The sequence below is a fragment of the Deltaproteobacteria bacterium genome (assembly GCA_020845895.1).
Classification (GTDB): domain Bacteria; phylum Lernaellota; class Lernaellaia; order JACKCT01; family JACKCT01; genus JADLEX01.
Map to the genome: position 1 here is coordinate 1 of JADLEX010000147.1, position 18,660 is coordinate 18,660.

Annotated in this window: 17 protein-coding genes; 8 read left to right on the plus strand and 9 right to left on the minus strand. The window is 62.0% G+C overall.

Annotated features, from left to right (window positions below; translation table 11 throughout):
- The 3 genes from fliD to IT350_19890 form a co-directional block, all read left to right on the plus strand.
- Positions 1 to 312, plus strand: a 312-nt coding sequence (gene fliD, locus IT350_19880) for a flagellar filament capping protein FliD (protein ID MCC6160322.1), incomplete at its 5' end; no start/stop codon positions are given.
- A gap of 23 nt (positions 313 to 335) precedes the next feature.
- Positions 336 to 797 (plus strand): flagellar export chaperone FliS, encoded by a 462-nt coding sequence (gene fliS, locus IT350_19885; protein MCC6160323.1) that lies wholly within the window; start codon positions 336 to 338, stop codon positions 795 to 797.
- Positions 794 to 1,240, plus strand: a complete 447-nt coding sequence (locus tag IT350_19890; protein ID MCC6160324.1) for a hypothetical protein — start codon at positions 794 to 796, stop codon at positions 1,238 to 1,240. The genes fliS and IT350_19890 overlap by 4 nt, the downstream gene beginning before the upstream one ends.
- Positions 1,241 to 1,271: 31 nt before the next feature.
- On the opposite strand, the gene IT350_19895 is transcribed toward IT350_19890, so the two are convergent.
- The 3 genes from IT350_19895 to IT350_19905 form a co-directional block, all read right to left on the minus strand.
- On the minus strand, positions 1,272 to 1,433 hold the full coding sequence (locus IT350_19895) for an Rdx family protein (GenBank protein MCC6160325.1): 162 nt from the start codon (positions 1,431 to 1,433) through the stop codon (positions 1,272 to 1,274).
- Between the two features lie 112 nt (positions 1,434 to 1,545).
- Positions 1,546 to 3,687, minus strand: coding sequence for a DNA gyrase/topoisomerase IV subunit A (locus IT350_19900; GenBank protein ID MCC6160326.1), 2,142 nt, complete (start codon positions 3,685 to 3,687; stop codon positions 1,546 to 1,548).
- Positions 3,684 to 5,591 (minus strand): type IIA DNA topoisomerase subunit B, encoded by a 1,908-nt coding sequence (locus tag IT350_19905; protein ID MCC6160327.1) that lies wholly within the window; start codon positions 5,589 to 5,591, stop codon positions 3,684 to 3,686. Before IT350_19905 ends, IT350_19900 begins: the two co-directional genes overlap by 4 nt.
- A 375-nt stretch (positions 5,592 to 5,966) precedes the next feature.
- Between IT350_19905 and IT350_19910 the strand changes: the two genes are divergently transcribed.
- Positions 5,967 to 7,661 carry an MBL fold metallo-hydrolase gene (locus IT350_19910; GenBank protein ID MCC6160328.1) on the plus strand — a complete coding sequence of 565 codons (1,695 nt, stop codon included), beginning with the start codon at positions 5,967 to 5,969 and terminating at the stop codon, positions 7,659 to 7,661.
- Positions 7,662 to 7,681: 20 nt separating this feature from the next.
- On the plus strand, positions 7,682 to 8,515 hold the full coding sequence (locus IT350_19915; protein MCC6160329.1) for an SDR family oxidoreductase: 834 nt from the start codon (positions 7,682 to 7,684) through the stop codon (positions 8,513 to 8,515).
- 1 nt (position 8,516) lies between these two features.
- Here the strand turns inward: IT350_19915 and IT350_19920 are convergent, their stop codons facing one another.
- The 6 genes from IT350_19920 to IT350_19945 all read right to left on the minus strand — a co-directional run bounded on the left by IT350_19920 (position 8,517) and on the right by IT350_19945 (position 13,948).
- Complete coding sequence (locus IT350_19920; GenBank protein MCC6160330.1) at positions 8,517 to 8,849, minus strand: hypothetical protein; 333 nt, start codon at positions 8,847 to 8,849, stop codon at positions 8,517 to 8,519.
- 97 nt (positions 8,850 to 8,946) lie between these two features.
- A complete protein-coding gene (locus tag IT350_19925; GenBank protein MCC6160331.1) occupies positions 8,947 to 9,135 on the minus strand; it encodes a rubredoxin in 189 nt (62 codons plus the stop codon).
- Positions 9,132 to 10,964 carry a bifunctional homocysteine S-methyltransferase/methylenetetrahydrofolate reductase gene (locus IT350_19930; GenBank protein MCC6160332.1) on the minus strand — a complete coding sequence of 611 codons (1,833 nt, stop codon included), beginning with the start codon at positions 10,962 to 10,964 and terminating at the stop codon, positions 9,132 to 9,134. The genes IT350_19925 and IT350_19930 overlap by 4 nt, the downstream gene beginning before the upstream one ends.
- A gap of 86 nt (positions 10,965 to 11,050) precedes the next feature.
- A complete protein-coding gene (gene pyrE / locus IT350_19935; GenBank protein MCC6160333.1) occupies positions 11,051 to 11,632 on the minus strand; it encodes an orotate phosphoribosyltransferase in 582 nt (193 codons plus the stop codon).
- A 351-nt stretch (positions 11,633 to 11,983) separates the two neighbouring features.
- Positions 11,984 to 12,595, minus strand: a complete 612-nt coding sequence (locus IT350_19940) for a class I SAM-dependent methyltransferase (protein ID MCC6160334.1) — start codon at positions 12,593 to 12,595, stop codon at positions 11,984 to 11,986.
- Between the two features lie 45 nt (positions 12,596 to 12,640).
- The gene (locus tag IT350_19945) at positions 12,641 to 13,948 is read right to left on the minus strand and encodes a hypothetical protein (protein MCC6160335.1); all 1,308 of its coding nucleotides are present in this window, start codon (positions 13,946 to 13,948) and stop codon (positions 12,641 to 12,643) included.
- A gap of 263 nt (positions 13,949 to 14,211) precedes the next feature.
- Between IT350_19945 and IT350_19950 the strand changes: the two genes are divergently transcribed.
- The 3 genes from IT350_19950 to IT350_19960 all read left to right on the plus strand — a co-directional run bounded on the left by IT350_19950 (position 14,212) and on the right by IT350_19960 (position 18,650).
- Entirely contained in the window at positions 14,212 to 16,644 is a 2,433-nt protein-coding gene (locus IT350_19950) for a PepSY domain-containing protein (protein MCC6160336.1), read from the plus strand.
- Positions 16,641 to 17,735 carry a hypothetical protein gene (locus IT350_19955; GenBank protein MCC6160337.1) on the plus strand — a complete coding sequence of 365 codons (1,095 nt, stop codon included), beginning with the start codon at positions 16,641 to 16,643 and terminating at the stop codon, positions 17,733 to 17,735. The genes IT350_19950 and IT350_19955 overlap by 4 nt, the downstream gene beginning before the upstream one ends.
- Positions 17,736 to 17,885: 150 nt before the next feature.
- Entirely contained in the window at positions 17,886 to 18,650 is a 765-nt protein-coding gene (locus tag IT350_19960) for a cobalamin-dependent protein (protein ID MCC6160338.1), read from the plus strand.
- Positions 18,651 to 18,660 lie beyond the last annotated feature (10 nt).

An 18,660-nucleotide genomic window follows, 5' to 3' on the forward strand; every position in this document is an offset into this window, starting at 1 on the left:
CTGATGGTCCGGTTCGATGGCGACACGCCGGGAACCTACGGAAACATCACCGTCGGCGTCGGCGTGATGGAGTCGCTGGAGCGCCGGCTTTCGAGTTACACGTCGTATGCCGACGGACTGCTGAAAAACCAGGAACACCTGATCAACGAGTCGATCCGCGATTACGAAAATCGCATCGAGTTCAAGGAACGACAGATGGACCGGATCGAGCTGGGGCTCAAGACGCGGTTCACGCGGCTCGAGGCGCAGCTCTCGCAGCTCCAACAGTCGTCCAACGCGCTCGCGTCCGTGGCTTCGCTGCGCCTGTTCTGATGCGATGAATTGAGGGGGTCGTCTTGGATTCTTATGCGAAAGACAAAGTCTCGGATTACACGCGCAACGACGTCGCGACCGCGAATCGTCTGCAGCTTCTGCTGATGCTCTACGACTCGGCGGTCAAGTTCATGTTCGTCGCGGTCAAACGGATCGACGCGGGGGACTTGGCGGGCAAGGGCGAATACATCAGCAAGGCGCTGGCCATCATCAACGAATTTCGCAACACGCTCGATTTCGGTCCCGCGCCGGAACTCGCGCGAAATCTCGACCGTCTCTACAGCTTCATCTCCGACGCACTGATCGATGCGAATATCCGTAACGACAAGAAGCGCCTCGGCGATGCACTCAAGGTCACCAACACGCTTCGCTCCGCCTGGGCCGAACTCGCCGCGCGCCAGCAGTCGGGCGACCAAAAAGACGCCGCGCTCGAACAGGCGGCCCGGGGCGCGACCTCCGACAGCCTTGTGCGGATCAGCGTGTGACGGACCGCTACGCCGACCTCGAGCGCGACGCGGCCCGACTGCTTCGCGCACTCCAGCAGTTTCAGGCGATCGAGGACCGACGCGCGCGGTTGCTCGGCTCGGCCGACGGCGCCGGACTTGACGCCCTCGCCGACGAAGCCGCCGCGATGCTCGACGAAATCCGCGCGATGGACGCGCTAGTTCACGAACAGTTTCGGCGGCTCGTCTCGAATCCGCGCGATCCCGGACTCGCGCGCCTGCGGCGCCTCGACGACATGGTCCGCGATCTGGCGTCGCGACTCGCGGAAACGAGTGCCGAGAACCAGCAACGCGTCCACGAAGAGATGATCCGGATGGTTGAGCGCTTCGACCGCCTGCAAACCGGGCGCGCGGCTCTGCGTAGTTACCAGGCCGGGGCCGACGCGGGCGGCGACGAGCCGACCCGCGATCGCGATCAAACCTGATTCCTCCGGTCCTGAAGCATCCCGTTCGTCGTTAACGCAGAAGATCGATGATCTCCGTGTGTTCCGGGAATCGTCCCTCCCGATACTTCGACCAGATCAGGCGCTCCTCGAGTTTGACGTCGAAGATGCCTTTTTCCCCGCGAATGAAATCAATGGAAATCGAGGGATCGTGCGCGCGAATCGCGGCGGCCAGACCGGCCGCACGGGGTTCGTAGTTTCACTGCACGCAGAACTGGATCGAGAGACGACGGCTCATGAGGGCCTCCATCGGAATTGGGCAACCATCATATCAGCGGGACGCGCGCTCAGAAAAGCTCCTGCTGGCCGTCGTCGTCGTCGTCGGGTTTGTTCGCTTTTCTCACTTTGGTCGCCGGCTTGGTCTCGGGCTCGTCGTCGTCTGCGTCGGATTCGTCCGCCGAGGGACGAGAGAGATCCGCGGCCGGAAGCTGGTCGGGCGCGACGCCGATGCGATCGCAATAGACGTTGCGCGAGATCGCGCTCGCGCTGCTGGCGCGGTGTTTCGACAAGGTGACGCCGCCCGCGCCGCGGCCCTTCACCAGAATCTCGTCGAAACGCACGTACAGATCGGTCTTGATGCGCGGCTTCTTGCGCAGCTTGACGTATGCGAACTGTTCGTCGCCGATCGAGAAATACAGGATTTTCCCCGTCGCCTTCCCCGCGATCTCGTACCGCTTGTCGCGCGTGACGCCGCCGACCGTGAAACGCTTGGCGAAAACTTTACCGGTCTTCGGGTCCTCATAAACGATGTTGAAGATCGTTTCGCGGTGCTCCTGCTCGAAGACCTGCGCGTGCAGGATGCGTTCGCCGACGTATTTCTTTGCGTCCACGCGCGTGACGACGAGGCCGCCGTCCGTGAGGATGACGAGCACGTCGTCGATCGTCGAGCAAGGCCCGATCTCCTCGGCGTTCTTCAGATCGGTGCCGACGAAGCCCGAACTGCGTTCGACGAAAAGCTTCTGCGTGCGCGCCGCGACCGTGACGGCCTTCACCGCGTCAAATGTCGTCAGTTCCGTCCTGCGCTCGCGCCCCTCGCCGTAGGTTTCGATCAGGTGATCGAACCAGTCGATGGCGTATTTCGTGACGTTGCGCAGGTGCCGGTTGACGACCTTGAGTTCGTTTTCGATGGCGATCAGTTCCTCGCGCGCCTTTTCGGCGTCCCACGCGCTGATGCGGCGGATCCTCACCTCGGTGAGCATCACGAGGTCGTCGTTCGTCACGGGCCGACGCAGCTTCGGTTTGAAGGGCTCGAGTCCCTGGTCGATCTGCGTGAGTACCGCTTCCCAAGACTTGGCCTTTTCGATGCGCAGGTAGATGCGGTTCTCGACGAAGATCTGCACGAGGCTCTTGTGGTGCCAGCGCATTTCGAGCTGCTCGCGCTGGTACTCCAGATCCTGCTTCAGCAGTTCGCGCGTTTGCTCGGCGTTCCATTTCACGTAATCCGAAACGCCGACGATCTCGGGCCGGCCCTCGCGGATGACCACGCACACGGGGCTGTGCGACATCTCGCAGTTCGTGAACGCGTAAAGCGCGTCGAACGCCTTGTCCATGTCCACGCCGCGCTGAAACGTCACCACGATCTCGATCTTCGCCGCCGAGTTGTCGTCGATGCGCGCGAGCTTGATCTTGCCCTTTTCCGACGCGTCGATAATCGAGTCGATCACGCCCTGCGTGTTCGTGCCGTAGGGGATCTCGCGGATGATGACCGACTTTCCGTCGGTCTCCATGCGCGCGCGGACCTTGACGCGCCCGCCCGGGCGGCCGTCGTTGTAGTTCTGTACGTCGGCGATGCCGCCCGTCGGGAAATCGGGGACGATCTCGAACGGCTCCTTGCGCAGAGCCTTTTTTTGCGCATCCAGAAGTTCGAGAAAATTGTGGGGCAGGATCTTCGTCGTCAACCCGACGGCGATGCCCTCCGCGCCGGTCGCGAGCACGAGCGGGAAACGCACGGGCAACGTGATCGGTTCCTTGTTGCGTCCGTCGTAGCTGAGTTTGTAGCGCGTCAGGTGCGGCGCGAAGACGACCTCCTTCGCGAACTTCGTCAGCCGCGCCTCGATGTACCGCGCCGCCGCCGAGTCGTCGCCCGTGACCGGATCGCCCCAGTTGCCCTGTGTGTCGATCAGCAGGTCTTTTTGGCCCATCCCGACCAGCGCGCTCGTGATCGAGGCGTCGCCGTGCGGGTGGTACTTCATGCAGTGGCCGACGATGTTGGCCACTTTGTTGAAGCGGCCGTCCTCGTTCTCCCACAGCGAGTGCAGGATGCGCCGCTGGACGGGCTTCAGACCGTCGTCGAAATCGGGAATCGCGCGGTCGGTGATGACGTATGAGGCATACTGGAGAAAGTAGTCCTGAAACGTCTCCTTGACCGGGACCGAGCCGCGGATTGCAGGAGGCGCGGGCGGCGGCGGAACTTCTTTTTTTCGACTCATAGCACCGCCTCGGCGAGAGCGGCATCAGCGGGCACGGCGTCGATCGCGTCCACCGGCTCCATGACGAGATTGTCGGTGATGAAGTCGCGGCGCTCGGGCGTATTGCGTCCCATGTAGTATTCCAGCAGGTCCTTGATCTTGGTGCCGGCGGGCATGTCCACCCGCTCCAGTCGGATGTCGCGCCCGATGAAGTGCGTGAACTCGTCGGGCGAGATTTCGCCGAGGCCCTTGAAACGCGTGATTTCGGGTTTCTTCCCGAGCGCCTTGATCGCGCTCACGCGCTCCTCGTCGGAGTAGCAGTACCGCGTCTCTTTCTTGTTGCGCACGCGAAAGAGCGGCGTCTGCAAAATGTAGAGGTGCCCCTTCTTCACGAGTTCGGGAAAAAACTGGAGGAAAAACGTGAGCAGCAACAGCCGGATGTGCATGCCGTCCACGTCGGCGTCGGTGGCGATGACGACGTGGTTGTATCTCAGGGCTTCGAGGTCGTCCTCGATCCCCAACGCGTGCTGGAGCAGGTTCAGCTCCTCGTTCTGATAAACGACCTTCTTCGAAAGGCCGTAGCAGTTGAGCGGCTTGCCCTTGAGCGAGAAAACGGCCTGCGTCGCCACGTCGCGCGCCTTGTTGAGGCTGCCCGAGGCGCTGTCGCCCTCGGTGATGAAAAGCTGCGTCGCCTCGTGAGCCGCGTCGTTCGCGTCGGTGAAGTGCACCTTGCAGTCGCGCAGCTTGCGGTTGTGGACGTTCGCCTTCTTCTCGCGCTCGTTCGCCAGCTTTTTGATGCCGGCCAGATCCTTTCGCTCCTTTTCGTTTTGCTGGATCTTGCGGCCGATCTCCTTCGCGATGTCGTCGTTCTTGTGCAGGTATTTATCGAGCGTGTCGCGCACGAAGTCGATGACGAACGAGCGCACCGTCGGGCCGTCGGGCGCGACGTTGGTGCTGCCGAGTTTGGTCTTGGTCTGCGACTCAAAGACCGGCTCGTGAATGCGCACGAGCACGGCGGCCACGATACCGCCGCGCGCGTCGCCCGCGTCGACTTCTTTCTTGAAGAACTCGCGAAACGCCTTGAGCACGCCCTCGCGAAACGCCGCCTGGTGCGTGCCGCCGTCCGGCGTGTATTGGCCGTTGACGAATGAGAAATACGACTCGCCGTAATTGTCGGTGTGCGTGACCGCGTATTCGATCTCGTCGCTCGTCACGTGGATGATGGGGTAGCGCGCGGAGTCGCCCACCTCCTTGCCGAGCAGGTCGCGCAGCCCGTTGTCGCTCGCGATCACCTGCCCGTTGAAGTGCAGCTTCAGGCCCTTGTTCAGGTAGGCATAGGTCCACAGGCGCTCTTCGATGAACTGCGGATCGTACTTGTAGTTCTTGAAAATCGCGGGATCGGGCTCGAACTCCATGTACGTGCCGGAGGGCTTCGTCGAGGCCTCGGGTTTGTGTTCCTTTTTCAGAACGCCGCGCTCAAATTCGGCGCGTTTCACGCGCCCGTCGCGGTACGACTCGACAAGAAACCGCGTCGAGAGCGCGTTGACCGCCTTGGTGCCCACGCCGTTCAGGCCGACGGAGCGGAAGAACGCGCCCTTGTCGTATTTCGCGCCGGTGTTGATCTGCGCCACGCACTCGATGAGCTTGCCGTGGGGGATGCCGCGGCCGTAGTCGCGGATGCTCATCGATTTGTCGCTCATGGTGATTTCGATCTTGCGCCCCGCGCCCATCAGGAACTCGTCGACGCAGTTGTCGATGACCTCCTTGGCGAGGACGTAGATGCCGTCGTCGAACTGGGTGCCGTCGCCGAGCTTGCCGATGTACATGCCCGGGCGCGTGCGAATGTGCTCGCGCCAGTCGAGGCTCCGGATGTGTTCCTCGGTGTAGTCGGCGAGCCGCGTCGCCCTGGGATCCTGCGCGCACATGTCCGTTCCCCGATCCGCGTGGGCCTCGTGAAGCGCCGCTTTCTTGCCACGCGGGGTCCGGGGCGTCAAGATCTTGAGGCCCCCGCGCGCGCGAAGTCCATATGTGGTTGGAATCCGAGGGGATTTCGGCGGGGACATCGCAACGCCCGCGCACGGTCGTTTGCGGCACGGACATCGCAACAGCACATTGTTCGTACGGTCCGTCCGTCAGTGCCGCAAACGAAGCCCCGAGTGCATCCGAGGGACGAAAGTGCGCGGGCAATTTCGCGAAAAGCCGAGTTGGCGCTCGGCGGTCCCGGGTTCGACGGACCCGGACTACTTGCGCACGGCCCGCGAACCGGATTGAAATGCGAATTCCTTGACGCGGAATCCACGATGACATTGATCCGGCGAATGTGCGTGGTTACGATCGTGCTGGCGCTTGCAGCCTGCGCCGAACCCAAGGCTCCGCCCGCGCCCGCCGCACCCACGACCGACGCGACGGACTGGACGCCGCGCGTCATCAAGGTTCACGAGCGCGTTTATTGCGCGTTCGGGTACGCGCTCGCGAATTCGATCATGGTCGTCGTGGACGGCGGCAAGGTCATCGTCGATACGACTGAGAGCGCCGAGGCCGCGCGAACGATCCGAGCCGAGTTCGACCGCATCGCGCCCGGGCCCGTGCTCGCGGTGATCTACACGCACACGCATCCCGACCACATTCTCGGCGCGAGCGTCTTTCGCGACGCGGGTCAGGACATCTGGGCCGGATCGAAAGGCCCGGAGATGCTGAGCGAACAATTCGCGTCACTCTCGACCACGCTGCGTCGGCGGGGTTCGCGGCAGTTCGGCGAGGGGCTCGCGCCGGGGCGCGTCGCCGGCAACGCGATCGGCCCGCGTCTGCGCGCGGACGACGGCGCGGTGCCGCCGCTGCTGTATCCCACGAAGACCTTCGCGGGCACGCACCGCATGGATATCGGCGGGGTGACCTTCGAACTCGTCGAAGCGCCCGGCGAGACGCACGACCAGATCTTCGTGTGGCTGCCTGACCTTCGCGTGCTGCTGCCCGGCGACAACATCTATCGCGCGTTTCCCAATCTCTACGCGCTGCGCGGCGTGCAACCGCGGCCGGTTCGCGAGTGGATCGGCTCGCTCGATCTGATGCGCGAGCGAAAGCCCGAGGCGCTCGTGCCTTCGCACACCGAGCCGATCACCGGCGCCCTGCGCGTGATGGAGACGCTGACGGCGTATCGCGACGCGATCGCGTGGGTTCACGACTCGGTGATCCGCATGGCGAACGAGGGCAATTCGCCCGACGAGATGGCGGCGGAAATCCGCCTGCCCGAGCACCTGCGCGATCATCCGTACCTGCAAGAGACCTACGGCACGGTGGAGTGGTCGGTGCGCGGCGTTTACGTGCGTTATTTCGGCTGGTTCGACGACAACCCCGCGAACATCCATCCGCTGCATCCCGCCGAGACTTCGAGGCGTACCATCGACCTGATGGGAGGCCGCGACGCGGTGACGAAGGCGGCGCGCGCGGCGCTCGAAGCCGGTGAAGCGCAGTGGGCGGCGCAGCTCGCGACGCATCTGATGAACGCCGATCCGGCTGACACTTCCGCCCGGGCCATCGCGGCGGACGCGTTCGAGGAGCTCGGCGCGCGCGAGACGAACATGAACGCGCGCGGGTACTATCTCGTCAGCGCGGCGCAGCTTCGCGGCGATTGGAAGGGGCCGGGTAAGCCGCAAATCGACGCGCGCACGCTCGCGGATGTTCCCATCGACGTACTGCTCTCCACGTTTCCCGAGCGTCTCGATCCGGCGACCACCGGCGAACTCGTGAAGTCCATCGCGTTTCGGTTCTCGGACAGCGGCAAGTCGTTCACGCTGATGATCCGCAACGGCGTCGGTGAGTTGCGCGCGGGGGTGGACGGTCCCACCGGCCTCGCTTTCGACGCGACGGAGGCCGACTTCAAGGCGTTTTTGTCGGGCGAGCTCGGTCCCGCGCAGGCGCTGGCGTCGGGGCGACTGCGTTTCACGGGTTCGCTCACGGAACTGATCGCGTTTTCGTCGTATCTCATCAAGCCCTAGCAGACCGGCAAGGAGCACGCATGAAATCCCCCATCGACGGCGGAACGGTTCTCGTCACCGGTGCGTCGTCCGGCATCGGTCGCGAGGTCGCGCGGCAAATCGCCCCGCGCGCCAAGGCGCTGATTCTCGTTGCGCGGCGGCAGAGTCTGCTGGACGAACTCGCGGTCGAGCTACGTGCCGCGAATCCGAAGCTCGACCTCGGCGTCTTCGCGGTGGATGTGACGGACCGCGACGAGCTGGCGCGCATGGCGGACGAGGCCGAGTCGCGTTTCGGCGGGGTGGACGTGCTCGTCAACAACGCCGGCGTGGGCGACTTCGGCTGCTTCGATCTCGCCGCGTGGGAGAAGATGGAGTTCATGCTCGAACTCAACGTGCGCGCGCTTCTGTTTCTCACGCACCGATTCGTGCGCGGCATGGTTGCGCGGCGGCGCGGTGCGATTCTAAACATTAGCTCGTCGTACGGTCTGACCTTCAACCCCGGCTTCGCGGGCTACATCGGGACCAAGTATTTCGTCACGGGGTTTTCCGAGGCGCTCGGCCTCGACCTCGCGGGGACCGGCGTCACCGTCACGCAGTCGTGCCCGGGGCCCGTGGAGTCGGAGTTTCTCGACAACGTCAACAACTTCACGAGCCTCAAGCCGCCGGGTTTCGTGACGATCTCGGCGGCGCGATGCGCGCGGACGGCGATTCGCGCGCTCGATTGCCGCCGCGCCATCGTCACGCGCGGGTGGATCGTCTGGGCGCTCATGCGCATCGCGGCGTGGACGCCGAACGTAGTGATGAGGATCGCTTACTACCCTCTCGGTCGGATGCTTCGCACGGCCCAGACGAAGGCTCAGGCCAAGCGCGCGTGACTCAGGTCAGGTAGTTGGGCAGGTTGTTCACGAACTGGCTGCGCGCCAGCGTTCGGTGAAAGCCCGCGGCCTTGGCCGCGGCGAAGACGTCCGTGCGCGCGTGGGAACCGAAGATGACGAGTTCGGCACCCTTGGCGTGCGCGACGATGTCGATCATCGCGGCGGCGAGATCGGACGTGTTCACGTCCATGTCCACCAGCACGCGCGACACCCCGCCCTCGTCGAGTTTGGCGACGAGCTGCTCCAGCGTGCCGACAAACGCGATGGGCGATCCGCCCGCCGACTCGCGAACCTTGCTCTTGAACATCAAGTCATTCGACCACATGACGACCATGGGTTTCTCCTGAAGAAAGAACGCCCTCATAGAGCGAATCGCGGAAATTGTCGGTAATGATGGCGGCGATAAGGCGGTGAATCCGGAAACCGGCGCGTCACTCTTCGTCGTAGGGGTCGAAGTAGGTCTTATCCACGTAGCACAGCGGACAACGCCAGTTCGCGGGCAGGTCCTCGAAGGGCGTACCCGGCGGGACTCCCCCCGCGGGATCGCCGACCGCCGGGTCGTACACGTATCCGCAGCTCACGCAGACGTAGAGCTGAAAACGGCTCGTCGGTTCAGTCATGGCTCGATCACCCGCAGGGACGTGTGGACGTTTCCGAACGGCGCGCTCACCTGAATGCCCGCCACGTAGGGGCGCACGCGCTCGCGGATTTCGCGCGAGATTGCGATGCCCTCGTCTCGCGCCGATTCCTTGGTCACTGCACCGGCCATGCGCTTCATGATGCTGTCGGGGACGTGAACGCCCGGGACCTCGTTGTTGAGAAATTCCGCGTTGCGCAGCGACGCCAGCGGCCAGATCCCCGCGATAATCGGGATCGTGATGCCCATCCCGCGCACGCGGTCGATGAAACGCAGCAGCACGTCGGGATCGAAGACCGGTTGCGTGATCGCGTAGTGCGCGCCGTTTTCGACCTTCTGCGCGAATCGTGAGACCTCGCGCTCCTGATCGAGGTGCGAGGGGTCCGCTCCGCAGCCGAGCAGGAACGGCGTGGGGGGCACGACCGGCTGACCGCCGACGTCGACGCCGCGATTGAGGCGCGACGCGATACGCAGCAGACCGATGGAGTCGATGTCGAAAACGGGCGTGGCGAAGGGGTAGTCGCCGACCTTGGGTGGGTCACCGGTGATGATGAGCAGGTTTCGCAGCCCGCCCGCCGCGCAGCCGAGCAAGTCGGACTGTACGCCGATGACGTTGCGGTCGCGGCAGGTGACGTGGAGCACGACCTCGATGCCGACCTGCTGCTCGATGTGGATCGCGGTGATCATCGGGCTGATGCGGCAGCTCGCACGCGGACCGTCGGGGATGTTGATCGCGTCCACGCCGGCGTCGCGGCAAATCGCCGATTTCTCCAGCGTCTTCTCCAGATCCCACCCCAGCGGCGGCACGATTTCGACTGTCGCGACCCACTCGCCCGCGATGAGCCGCGATCCGAACCGCGAGCACTCACCCGCCGGTTTGGGATCGACGAGGCGAACGCCCTCGCGCAGCGTCTCGACGATCTGCACGTGGCGGCCATGGATCGTCTTCACGCCGGCCGCGAGTTCGCGGATGTGCGCGGGACCCGTGCCGCAGCACCCGCCCACGCCCCGCGCGCCGAGTTGCACGAAGTGCTGCGCGTAGGTCGCGAGGTACTCCGGGCTCGTCATGTAGATCATGCGGTCGTTGACCATCTGCGGCGCGCCCGCGTTCGGCTGCACGAGCACGGGGTAGGGGGCTTTGGGGATGAATGCCTCGAGCCCCGCGAGCATCTCGCTCGGTCCCACTCCGCAGTTGAACCCGATCATCACCGGCGGCGGCAGATCGGCCGGGAAAGGCGCGAAGAAGGATTCGACCGACTCGCCGCTGCGTGTGAGCCCCAGCGGATTCACCGCCGCGCTCACGATGTAGGGCACGCCGATATGCGCCGCCGCGCGGATGCCCGGCAGCACATCGGCGCGCCGCGCGAACGTCTCGAAGATGATGAGATCGGCGCCGCCCTCGACGAGACCCTCGATCGCCACCCGGAACGCCGCGTCGGCGTCGTGCTCGTCGATGCCGCCCGCGCCGATCGGCTGACCGAGCGGCCCGACCGAGCCCGCGACCAGCACGTCGTCGCGCGCCACCTCGCGCGCGATCGCGGCGGAAGCGCGGCAGATCTCGCGCGCCTGATCGGCCAGGAGGTGCGCCGCGAGCTTGTAGCGATTCGCGGCAAAGCTGTTGGTCGTCAGCACGTCCGCGCCGGCGTTCTTGTTCGCTGTGTGGATTTCCATCACCAGCGAGGGCTGCGTCACGCACAGATGCTCGTAGCACACGTTGACGAACTGGTGCCGCTGATACAGTTCGGTGCCCATCGCGCCGTCGAAGATGACGACGCGCTCGGCAATCCAGCGCGCGAGATCGGGCCTACCCATGAACAACTCCGCAAGATGCTCCACGATACCCGGGAACGGCGCGAAGGAAAACGCGCCGGTTTCAGACGTTCGTCACACGCTCGTGGTCACTCGCTTTTCGTCACGCGCTCGTGGTGCCGGAACAGGTCGGAGCGCGTGACGAGCGCGTCAAAGGGGAGGCCGCGCGCGAGGATGCGGTCGCGTCCGCCTTCCTCGCGATCGACGACCGCGAAAACGCCGACCACCCGGCAGTTCGGACATGCCTCCATCACGACGTCCACGGATTGCAGCGTGCTGCCGCCGGTGGTGACCGTGTCATCCACGATCACAATCGGGTCGCCGTCGCGTAGATGGCCCTCGATGCGTCGCCCCGTGCCGTGCTCCTTGGCCTCTTTTCGCGCGATGAACGCGGCGATTGGCTGCCCCGCCTGTTCGCTGCGCGCCGTGACCGCCATGGCGACGGGTACCGCGCCGAGTGCCAGCCCGCCAATGGCGACCGGAGTCGGGGAAAGGTTCCTGATGCGTTCGAGCAGCAAGTCGCCGATCAAGGCCGCTCCCTCGGGGTGCGTCGCCACCATGCGAACGTCCACGTAAAAATCGCTCTCGGCCCCGCTCGCGAGCCGGAATTTTCCGACACGAAATGCGAGGTCGTGAACGAGTTCCACCAGACGTTCCAGCTTGGCACTCATCTTGGTTCTCCGTCCCGGAAAGGGCAGTCATCTTGCTCGTGAACGGCAAAAAGACAAGGCTTCGACGGTAAAAAACAACCCCGCGGCCCGAAGGCGCACGGGGTCATTTTCGTTTGAAGGGCCTTTTTAAGTCCTGCCCGGGACTACGCTGGGCAGCCCTCGCTGCAGTGAGCGACAGGACGCAGCATGTAGTGCTTCACAACCATTTCGTCCTCCGTCCGGAAGGGGTGACAACCACGATGGCAATGTAAGAACGGCCTTCCGGCGTGTCAAGGCAAATGAGGTTCCGGTCGGTCGGTCAAGCGCGAAAACTGACCTCTTTGTGACGTTGGTCAGCCTTGAGTTGCCGTGTCAATCGGGCTTGCGCGCCGCGCCCACGACCCAACTACGCACCCACGGTTCGCGCACCTGGATGAGATGCAACCCAACACCCGCGAGCGCATCGAGGAAATCCTGCTTTGGCGGAATCGTGTCCCACGGATGATCGGTGAAGCTCTGGAAGAAACGGATCACGGGCACGTCGAAGTGAAACTCGCGCAGCAGGTCCTCGAAATAAAAGATCCCGCCGGGGCGCAACACGCGGGCGACCTCGCCGAGAGCGGCGCGCCAGTCGGGGATGTGGTGGAAGATCGTCAGTTCGAAGACGGCGTCGAAGTGCTCGTCCGGAAATCCGATGTGCTCCGAATCGCCGACGCTCAGATCCACCTTCGCGCGCACGTCCCGCGTGCGCCGCGCGGCGGCGGCCACCATTCGCTCGTCGAGATCGAAGGAGACGATCTCGCGCGGCGAAAAGTTCGCATCGATTCGGCGGATGCCCTCGCCGTAACCGCACCCGATCTCAAGCACGCGGTCCAGCGCGCGGCCCGTGCCGGACCACTCGCCGAATCGGCGAAAGGTCGCGTTCATCAGAGCGTTGCGAATCGGGTTGTTCACCATCAGGCGTTCGAAGGAATTGATCTTCATCGCGCCGCTCCAATCCCGCGTTGATCGTGCCGTCCGTCCGACCCGTCAGGGTGTCGTTGCGTTGCCGTTTTTACGCCCCTCACGGCCGATCGCGCCGAGCACGTGCATATGCGCTGCCGGCGATGAAGGCGGCTCGAAAACGAGCGCAAAGGGCCAGCCATCCTTGTGCCGCTGCACGTGAATCCACCCGGTCAGCGACGCTCCGGGCGCGAGGTTCGTTTGGGGCGGCAGAGCCCCGACGACGGCGGCAGTTTTCGACGCCGCCTCGGCGAGCCGTCCGCTGCCTTGGTCCACCCAGAAGAACTCGGGTTTCACCGTGAGCGACTGCTGTTTGGCGAGGCTCGTGACCTCGACCTGAAACGACATATAGCCCGCCTCGACCTCGGGCAACCCGGCGACCTGCACATCGTAGCGGTAATCGAGCACGCGCATCCCGAATCGCCCTTCGATCTGCGAACCGAGTGGAAAGTTTACCGGCGGTTGCTCGGAGTACATCGACTCGTATTGGCGGATCGCGAGGCTCTTCTCCGGCACCCAGCCGAAATACTGCCCCTGCGCGAGCGCGAGGTATCCGCCTCCCTGCTGGGCCACGATCTTCACCGCAGCACCCTTGGGCAGAATCTTCTTGATCGCCTTTGGACCGTAGGCGATCGAGACTTCTTCGCTGGTCGTCGTCGTCATGTCCACGGGGATGCCGAAGAGCACGTCCCAGCGCGGGCGGGTGCGTTCGATCTCGTTCGCGAACCGAAAGTCGAGCGGGTCACGCGCCTCCATCGAGAGGACGCCGGTGATCGTCTTGGGCTTGAACTCGCGATAGATCGGGTCGAGGGCGCGGCCTTCGATGCGAAACGTGCGCCACGTGCCGGGTCGCCATGGGTCGTTGCTCGTCACCGCGGGTTCGAATCCGAGCCCCGGCGAGTGTTTTTCCAGACTCGGCTCGGTGCCGAAGTTGACGACGAGCTTCGAAAAGATTCCGGCGCGGAAGATCAGCCGTTCGCTGTTGTTGCGGATCGCGCCGCTCACCACGAGACGCACGCCCTTTTCGCGCGAGGTCGGCGCGCCGATGGGATTGATCGATGGATCGGCGAGGTAGCAGTTGTGGATGAGCACGGTGAATGGGTTTTCGAGCCCCGTGGGTCTGGGCGGCTCGGCTTCCGTTGTCGCGGACGTCCCCGGCAGCGGCATCGCCGGGGAGGGTGACGCGCTCTGGCTCGGAGTCGGCTCCGCGCTCGGGGGGGCGATCGGTTCGCGCGTGCAACCCGCCGCGAACGCCGCAAGGGCGAGCCCGGCGAGAATAGCGATGGACCTGTGCGCCCGTTTCAGTGGGTGTCCCTCCCCCAAGGACGAGCGCATGATAGCCCCCGAGGGGGAAAAGGCAAGTTTTCCCAAATGAATCGAGGGGTTGAAGAGGGTGGTCGAGGTAGAACGCCGTGCGCGAAGACGATGCAAACCCGCAGGTGGCGATTGAGGTCGCAACGAGTCGCAGTTATGGCAAAATAGTTCTTGCATCCGTGATCGCGACGTGAGATGATTCGGTCGATTTCGGATGACATTCCGCCGCGATCAACGGAAAGAAGGGTAATTCCATGACGTGTGCGAATTGGCTTTGCTATTCCTTGGTTCTCGTTCTTGCGTTCAGTTCAACAGCAATCGCCGCATCTCCGGAATCGATCTCCGTCGAAGAGGCTCAACCGGCCAGCGAGTCGGTAGCCGGCGCGAAAAACGCGCTTCTCGCGACCGATCCCGAGACGAATGTTGTGTGGGGTCGGTATTCCGGCCATCCGAAGATCGTCTCCGGCTTCACCCCCGTCGAGACCGACGGCGATTTTGACGGAGCGGTTCGACAATTTCTGAACGAGCATGCAGGTCTCTGGGGATTCGACGACGCGCGCAAAGGCGCGGATGAAGTGGATGCGGCTATAGGAGCCGGGGAGATCGTTTACGACTGCCGACGCGACGAGGTCGGCGTCCTCGAAGGACTGACCGAGAACGAGAAGATCGAACCGGTCTGTGCCGAGATCACGATCGTGACCTACCCGCAGTTCGTTCGCGGGCTGCGGTTCCGGAGCGGCAACCTCGCTGCCATCTTCGACTCGAAGGACCGCCTGATGGCGCTGCGTGGGGAGTTTCTCGGTCGGACCGAGGTCCCTGCGGTTCCTTGGGTGGATGAAGAGCAGGCTCTTGCGGTTGTCGAGGATCGGATCGATGTCGAGGGTACCGAAGCAACCGTTCTTTCGACCGATCTTGGTTACGCGTTCTTTGACGAGATCTTGCCGGTCTGGCGGATCGACGCTGTGGGGGGTTCGCAGGGACGCGATGTTTCCTACTTCGTGAACGCCGAAACCGGAGACCTGATCGGCGAGCGAAACAATGTCGACGGTTATATTGACGACACGTACGACGCCATCGCGCAAGGGTACAGCCTCGACAACGAGGCGGCGCACGTTTGCAACGAACCCGGTCTGCGGCAGCGCTGGGTGGATACAAGCTATCGATCCAGCTCCACTCAGTTTGCTTTTAACCCGGACGTTCACGTATACGATTTGCAATCCAGCACTTTGTATTACACTACACCAGACGATCAAGTGTTTGAATATACACCTAGAGGATCGAACAGCGGAACGATAATAAAAATGTTTAATTACAAATGTGTCTTAGATTATATTGGCGACGGTTGCAGGAACAGCGTAAATAGTGTTATTGGCAAAAACGATATCAACACGTGGACAGTTTTTCATCACATGCTCTATGTGATAAACTATTTTCGCTCCCTTGGGTTCACCGAAGAGGTCCAAGATAGCGGAGATTATCCGGATGGGCACAACCTGAATGTGATCGTCAACCGCAATTACGAGTGGAAAACTGACGAGCTTTGCGGGGAAGCGCCGAGATCGTGCTTTCGGGAGCGTGGATTCCCGAACACGTCAAGTTCTATTTATGATGATCTTTGGCCTGTGTTCTCCGTCGACCGTTACGTGGGCTGGCTTTGGAAGCCGACGATCGTCTTGTGGGGAAATGAAGTATATGAATCGAAGTCCGGCACTCACGGTCTGCATCGAACGGTTCGACACGGGGACATGTATCACGAATTTATTCACTACATTGAAAAATTGCATTTCGCTGATGACTATTGGGGAGGAAATTATAACAAAACGACGAGCTTCCTCTCGGAAGAGTCGAAGGCGTACAAAGAAGGTTTCGCCATGTACTTCGGAGCCTCGCTGGGCGGCGAGTCGGAATCGAATTTCTATATGTCCCAGCGCAGATGTCGCAGTGATTCGACGTTTCATTGGTCGGCGAGCCCCCATCAAGGAATTGCGGACGCGAACATGCAGTATTCCGAGTCTGCCCAGTGCTGCGGTGGTGAGTACGCATTGGGTCGGGTACTGGATCAGATACTGTGGGATTTGGAAGAAGGGATCGGAACGGGTGTCGATGAACTCGGAAAAAGCTACGTCCATCGGCTCGCGTACTTGACCATTGCCGAAGTATGGCATGCCCTCGTTCCGGCGCAGACGATGTACGATTTGTATCTGCAAATGGACGAAGTAGCGCATTACGACCTCGCGGGGGAGTGCCCCGTCGGTGCCGACTGCCGAGGATCGATCGAGGCGGCGTTCAATCGACATGGAGTCTGCACGAACCCGCCATGCCTCTATCTCGAACTGAACGAGATCTCGGGGATTTCCGGCGACGGCGTCAACGAAGGATGCCTGGACCTGACCTGTTTCTCCGGCGCACCCTACGATCCGACTAGCCAAGATACATTGGAAGAAACAGACTGCGAGGCCCGATACTGCCACACCCCGAGACCGGACTCACCGTACAACGAAGAATGCGATGGATTTAGCGGGGAGCGACGTGATGTCATCTGCTGTGAAACGGTCTGCGTTGACCCACAAGTCGACTCCTGCAACGGCGCGTTGACACCGACGCAGTGCGAAGCGCTCTGCGCGAACGATCTGTGGAGATGGGAGTATCGCGACTGTCTGACGGACAATGCGCGATTCAATGGGAGCAATTGCAGTGCTTGCGAGGTGTACAAATGAATTCACCGAAAGACATCTCGGTTTGGGTGTCGCTGATTCTTATCTTGTTGACTGCCGCGTGCAATGGGTCGAGCGAAGACGATGGGGGTAGTGATGATCAGTATCCCGACGACGATGATGACGGCTACGGCATTGACTTGATTGACGATGTCGGCGCCTTGTTGTTCGTGGGAGGATTCGTCTCTTATGCGCCGCAAACGCCATTGAGTTTATATTTGATCACGTCGGAAGAAGCCGAGTTGTTATCCACGCCGTTTGATTATATAATTGACCTGTCCTTTATTTCAACGAATTACGGTTGGGGAATTACAGACAAAGGCACTTTATTGGAGTATTTTAACGGAGAATGGGCAAAGTTCGATCCAGCGCCATGTAATGATGTCGAGGCTATTGAATTGTTTGGTATTCGAAGCGGCTTTGCGTTGTGTGACGATGGATTATTTGCGATGGAGTCAAATGGATGGATCACAAAATTATCTTTTACAGCCGACTCGGAAGGGATCTATCTTGGAATGCATTGTCTCGATGAAAGTGATTGCGTAATTTGGGATGCTCACGAAGTAAGTCGATTTGATGGAGAATCTGTTTTGGAAATTTTAAATTTTGGAGAAAATTTTTACGTTGAATCAGTGGAAATGCAAAATCACGATACAATATATCTCGTCGCGATTGTTGGAGAAGAAGAGTGGGCGGTAAGTAGGTATGAAGACGGAGAGTGGGTTTCTGAGGATCGCCCCCTGTTTGGATCGCACTTGTCTGATAGCCCGAATATTTCGCGAATTGACAACGAGACTGTCGTCGTTGCGTGGGAATCATATTATGATGAACCTCCCAGCTCGGTTCTATTGCGCGATGGATTTGACTACGCGATCAACACTGTTTGGCCCTGCCACTCTTACGAATTTTCGGATAGTGGTTCGGGGCGCGGATATTGCATAGCTTTCCCAGAGTACTACGGTGGAGAAATATATTACGTAGATGCAAAAAATATGTCAGCGGAAAAGATTTATGATGTAGAAAGCAGCGTAAATGTTGACGATGTAACGTATGACGTGACTTCCGTCAGAATTTCGACCTTCGATCTGGAGTGAACCTGGCGGCTGGGCCTGTCGCCATCGGTGGCTGCGCGCCGGTGAACCCGAGCCTGTACAAATTTTCCGCTCGTCCTTGACACCGCCCCGCCCTTGATCGAAGAAGGACGCGCGCCGCGCGGGCGCGGCTTTTTCGGGCTCGGGGCCGTCATGACACACATCGACGAATCGCGGGTTTTGCCTTACGGCGACAAGGCCGACGACGGGGCCGTGCAGCTTTCGTTCACGCTGCCGATCCCCTGCGACGCCCGCGCCCCGCACGCAGCCATGGCCCTCGCCTCGAAGATGGGCCTTCGCGAGGCGTCCGTCGTTCATGCGGCGGACCTCGGCGGCTATACATTTTTCATCGTCTACGCCCAGAGCCCGCACGCGGTGGACGTGACAACGCTGGACGTTCCGACGGTGAATGTCGAGGTTTGGGACCGCGAGACAATCGACCGGCTGATCGCCGAACGACTCGGCAGGCCGCTCGTGATGGTCGGCGCGTGCATCGGCGAAGACGCGCACACCGTGGGGATCGACGCGATCATGAACATGAAGGGATTCGCGGGCCACTACGGGCTGGAACGCTACCGCCAGATCGAGGCGACGAATCTCGGCGCGCAGGTCGCGCCGGAGCGGCTGCTCGACGAGGCGGTGCGGCGCGGGGCCGACGCGATCCTCGCTAGCCAGATCGTCACCGGAAACGACCTGCACCGGCTGAACCTGACGCGACTGGTGGAATTGGCCGAAGCGGCGGGGCTGCGCGAGCGGTTCCTGCTGATTTGCGGCGGACCGCGCATCGACCACATGCTCGCACTCGAACTGGGTTTCGACGCCGGGTTCGGGCGCGGCACCTACGCCGAACACGTCGCGTCGTTCGTATTGCAGCATCTGCTGAAGCGCGCGGGGACGTCGCCGGCTCCCGCCGCCTGAAATTTTCCTT

Excerpts from the sequence above, each read along its gene's own strand:
- IT350_19900 (MCC6160326.1), bottom strand. The coding sequence starts at position 3,687 with ATGAGTCGAAAAAAAGAAGTTCCGCCGCCGCCCGCGCCTCCTGCAATC.
- IT350_19905 (MCC6160327.1), bottom strand. The coding sequence starts at position 5,591 with ATGTGCGCGCAGGATCCCAGGGCGACGCGGCTCGCCGACTACACCGAG.
- IT350_19910 (MCC6160328.1), top strand. The coding sequence starts at position 5,967 with ATGACATTGATCCGGCGAATGTGCGTGGTTACGATCGTGCTGGCGCTT.
- IT350_19915 (MCC6160329.1), top strand. The coding sequence starts at position 7,682 with ATGAAATCCCCCATCGACGGCGGAACGGTTCTCGTCACCGGTGCGTCG.
- IT350_19920 (MCC6160330.1), bottom strand. The coding sequence starts at position 8,849 with ATGGTCGTCATGTGGTCGAATGACTTGATGTTCAAGAGCAAGGTTCGC.
- IT350_19925 (MCC6160331.1), bottom strand. The coding sequence starts at position 9,135 with ATGACTGAACCGACGAGCCGTTTTCAGCTCTACGTCTGCGTGAGCTGC.
- IT350_19930 (MCC6160332.1), bottom strand. The coding sequence starts at position 10,964 with ATGGGTAGGCCCGATCTCGCGCGCTGGATTGCCGAGCGCGTCGTCATC.
- pyrE (MCC6160333.1), bottom strand. The coding sequence starts at position 11,632 with ATGAGTGCCAAGCTGGAACGTCTGGTGGAACTCGTTCACGACCTCGCA.
- IT350_19940 (MCC6160334.1), bottom strand. The coding sequence starts at position 12,595 with ATGAAGATCAATTCCTTCGAACGCCTGATGGTGAACAACCCGATTCGC.
- IT350_19945 (MCC6160335.1), bottom strand. The coding sequence starts at position 13,948 with ATGCGCTCGTCCTTGGGGGAGGGACACCCACTGAAACGGGCGCACAGG.
- IT350_19955 (MCC6160337.1), top strand. The coding sequence starts at position 16,641 with ATGAATTCACCGAAAGACATCTCGGTTTGGGTGTCGCTGATTCTTATC.
- IT350_19960 (MCC6160338.1), top strand. The coding sequence starts at position 17,886 with ATGACACACATCGACGAATCGCGGGTTTTGCCTTACGGCGACAAGGCC.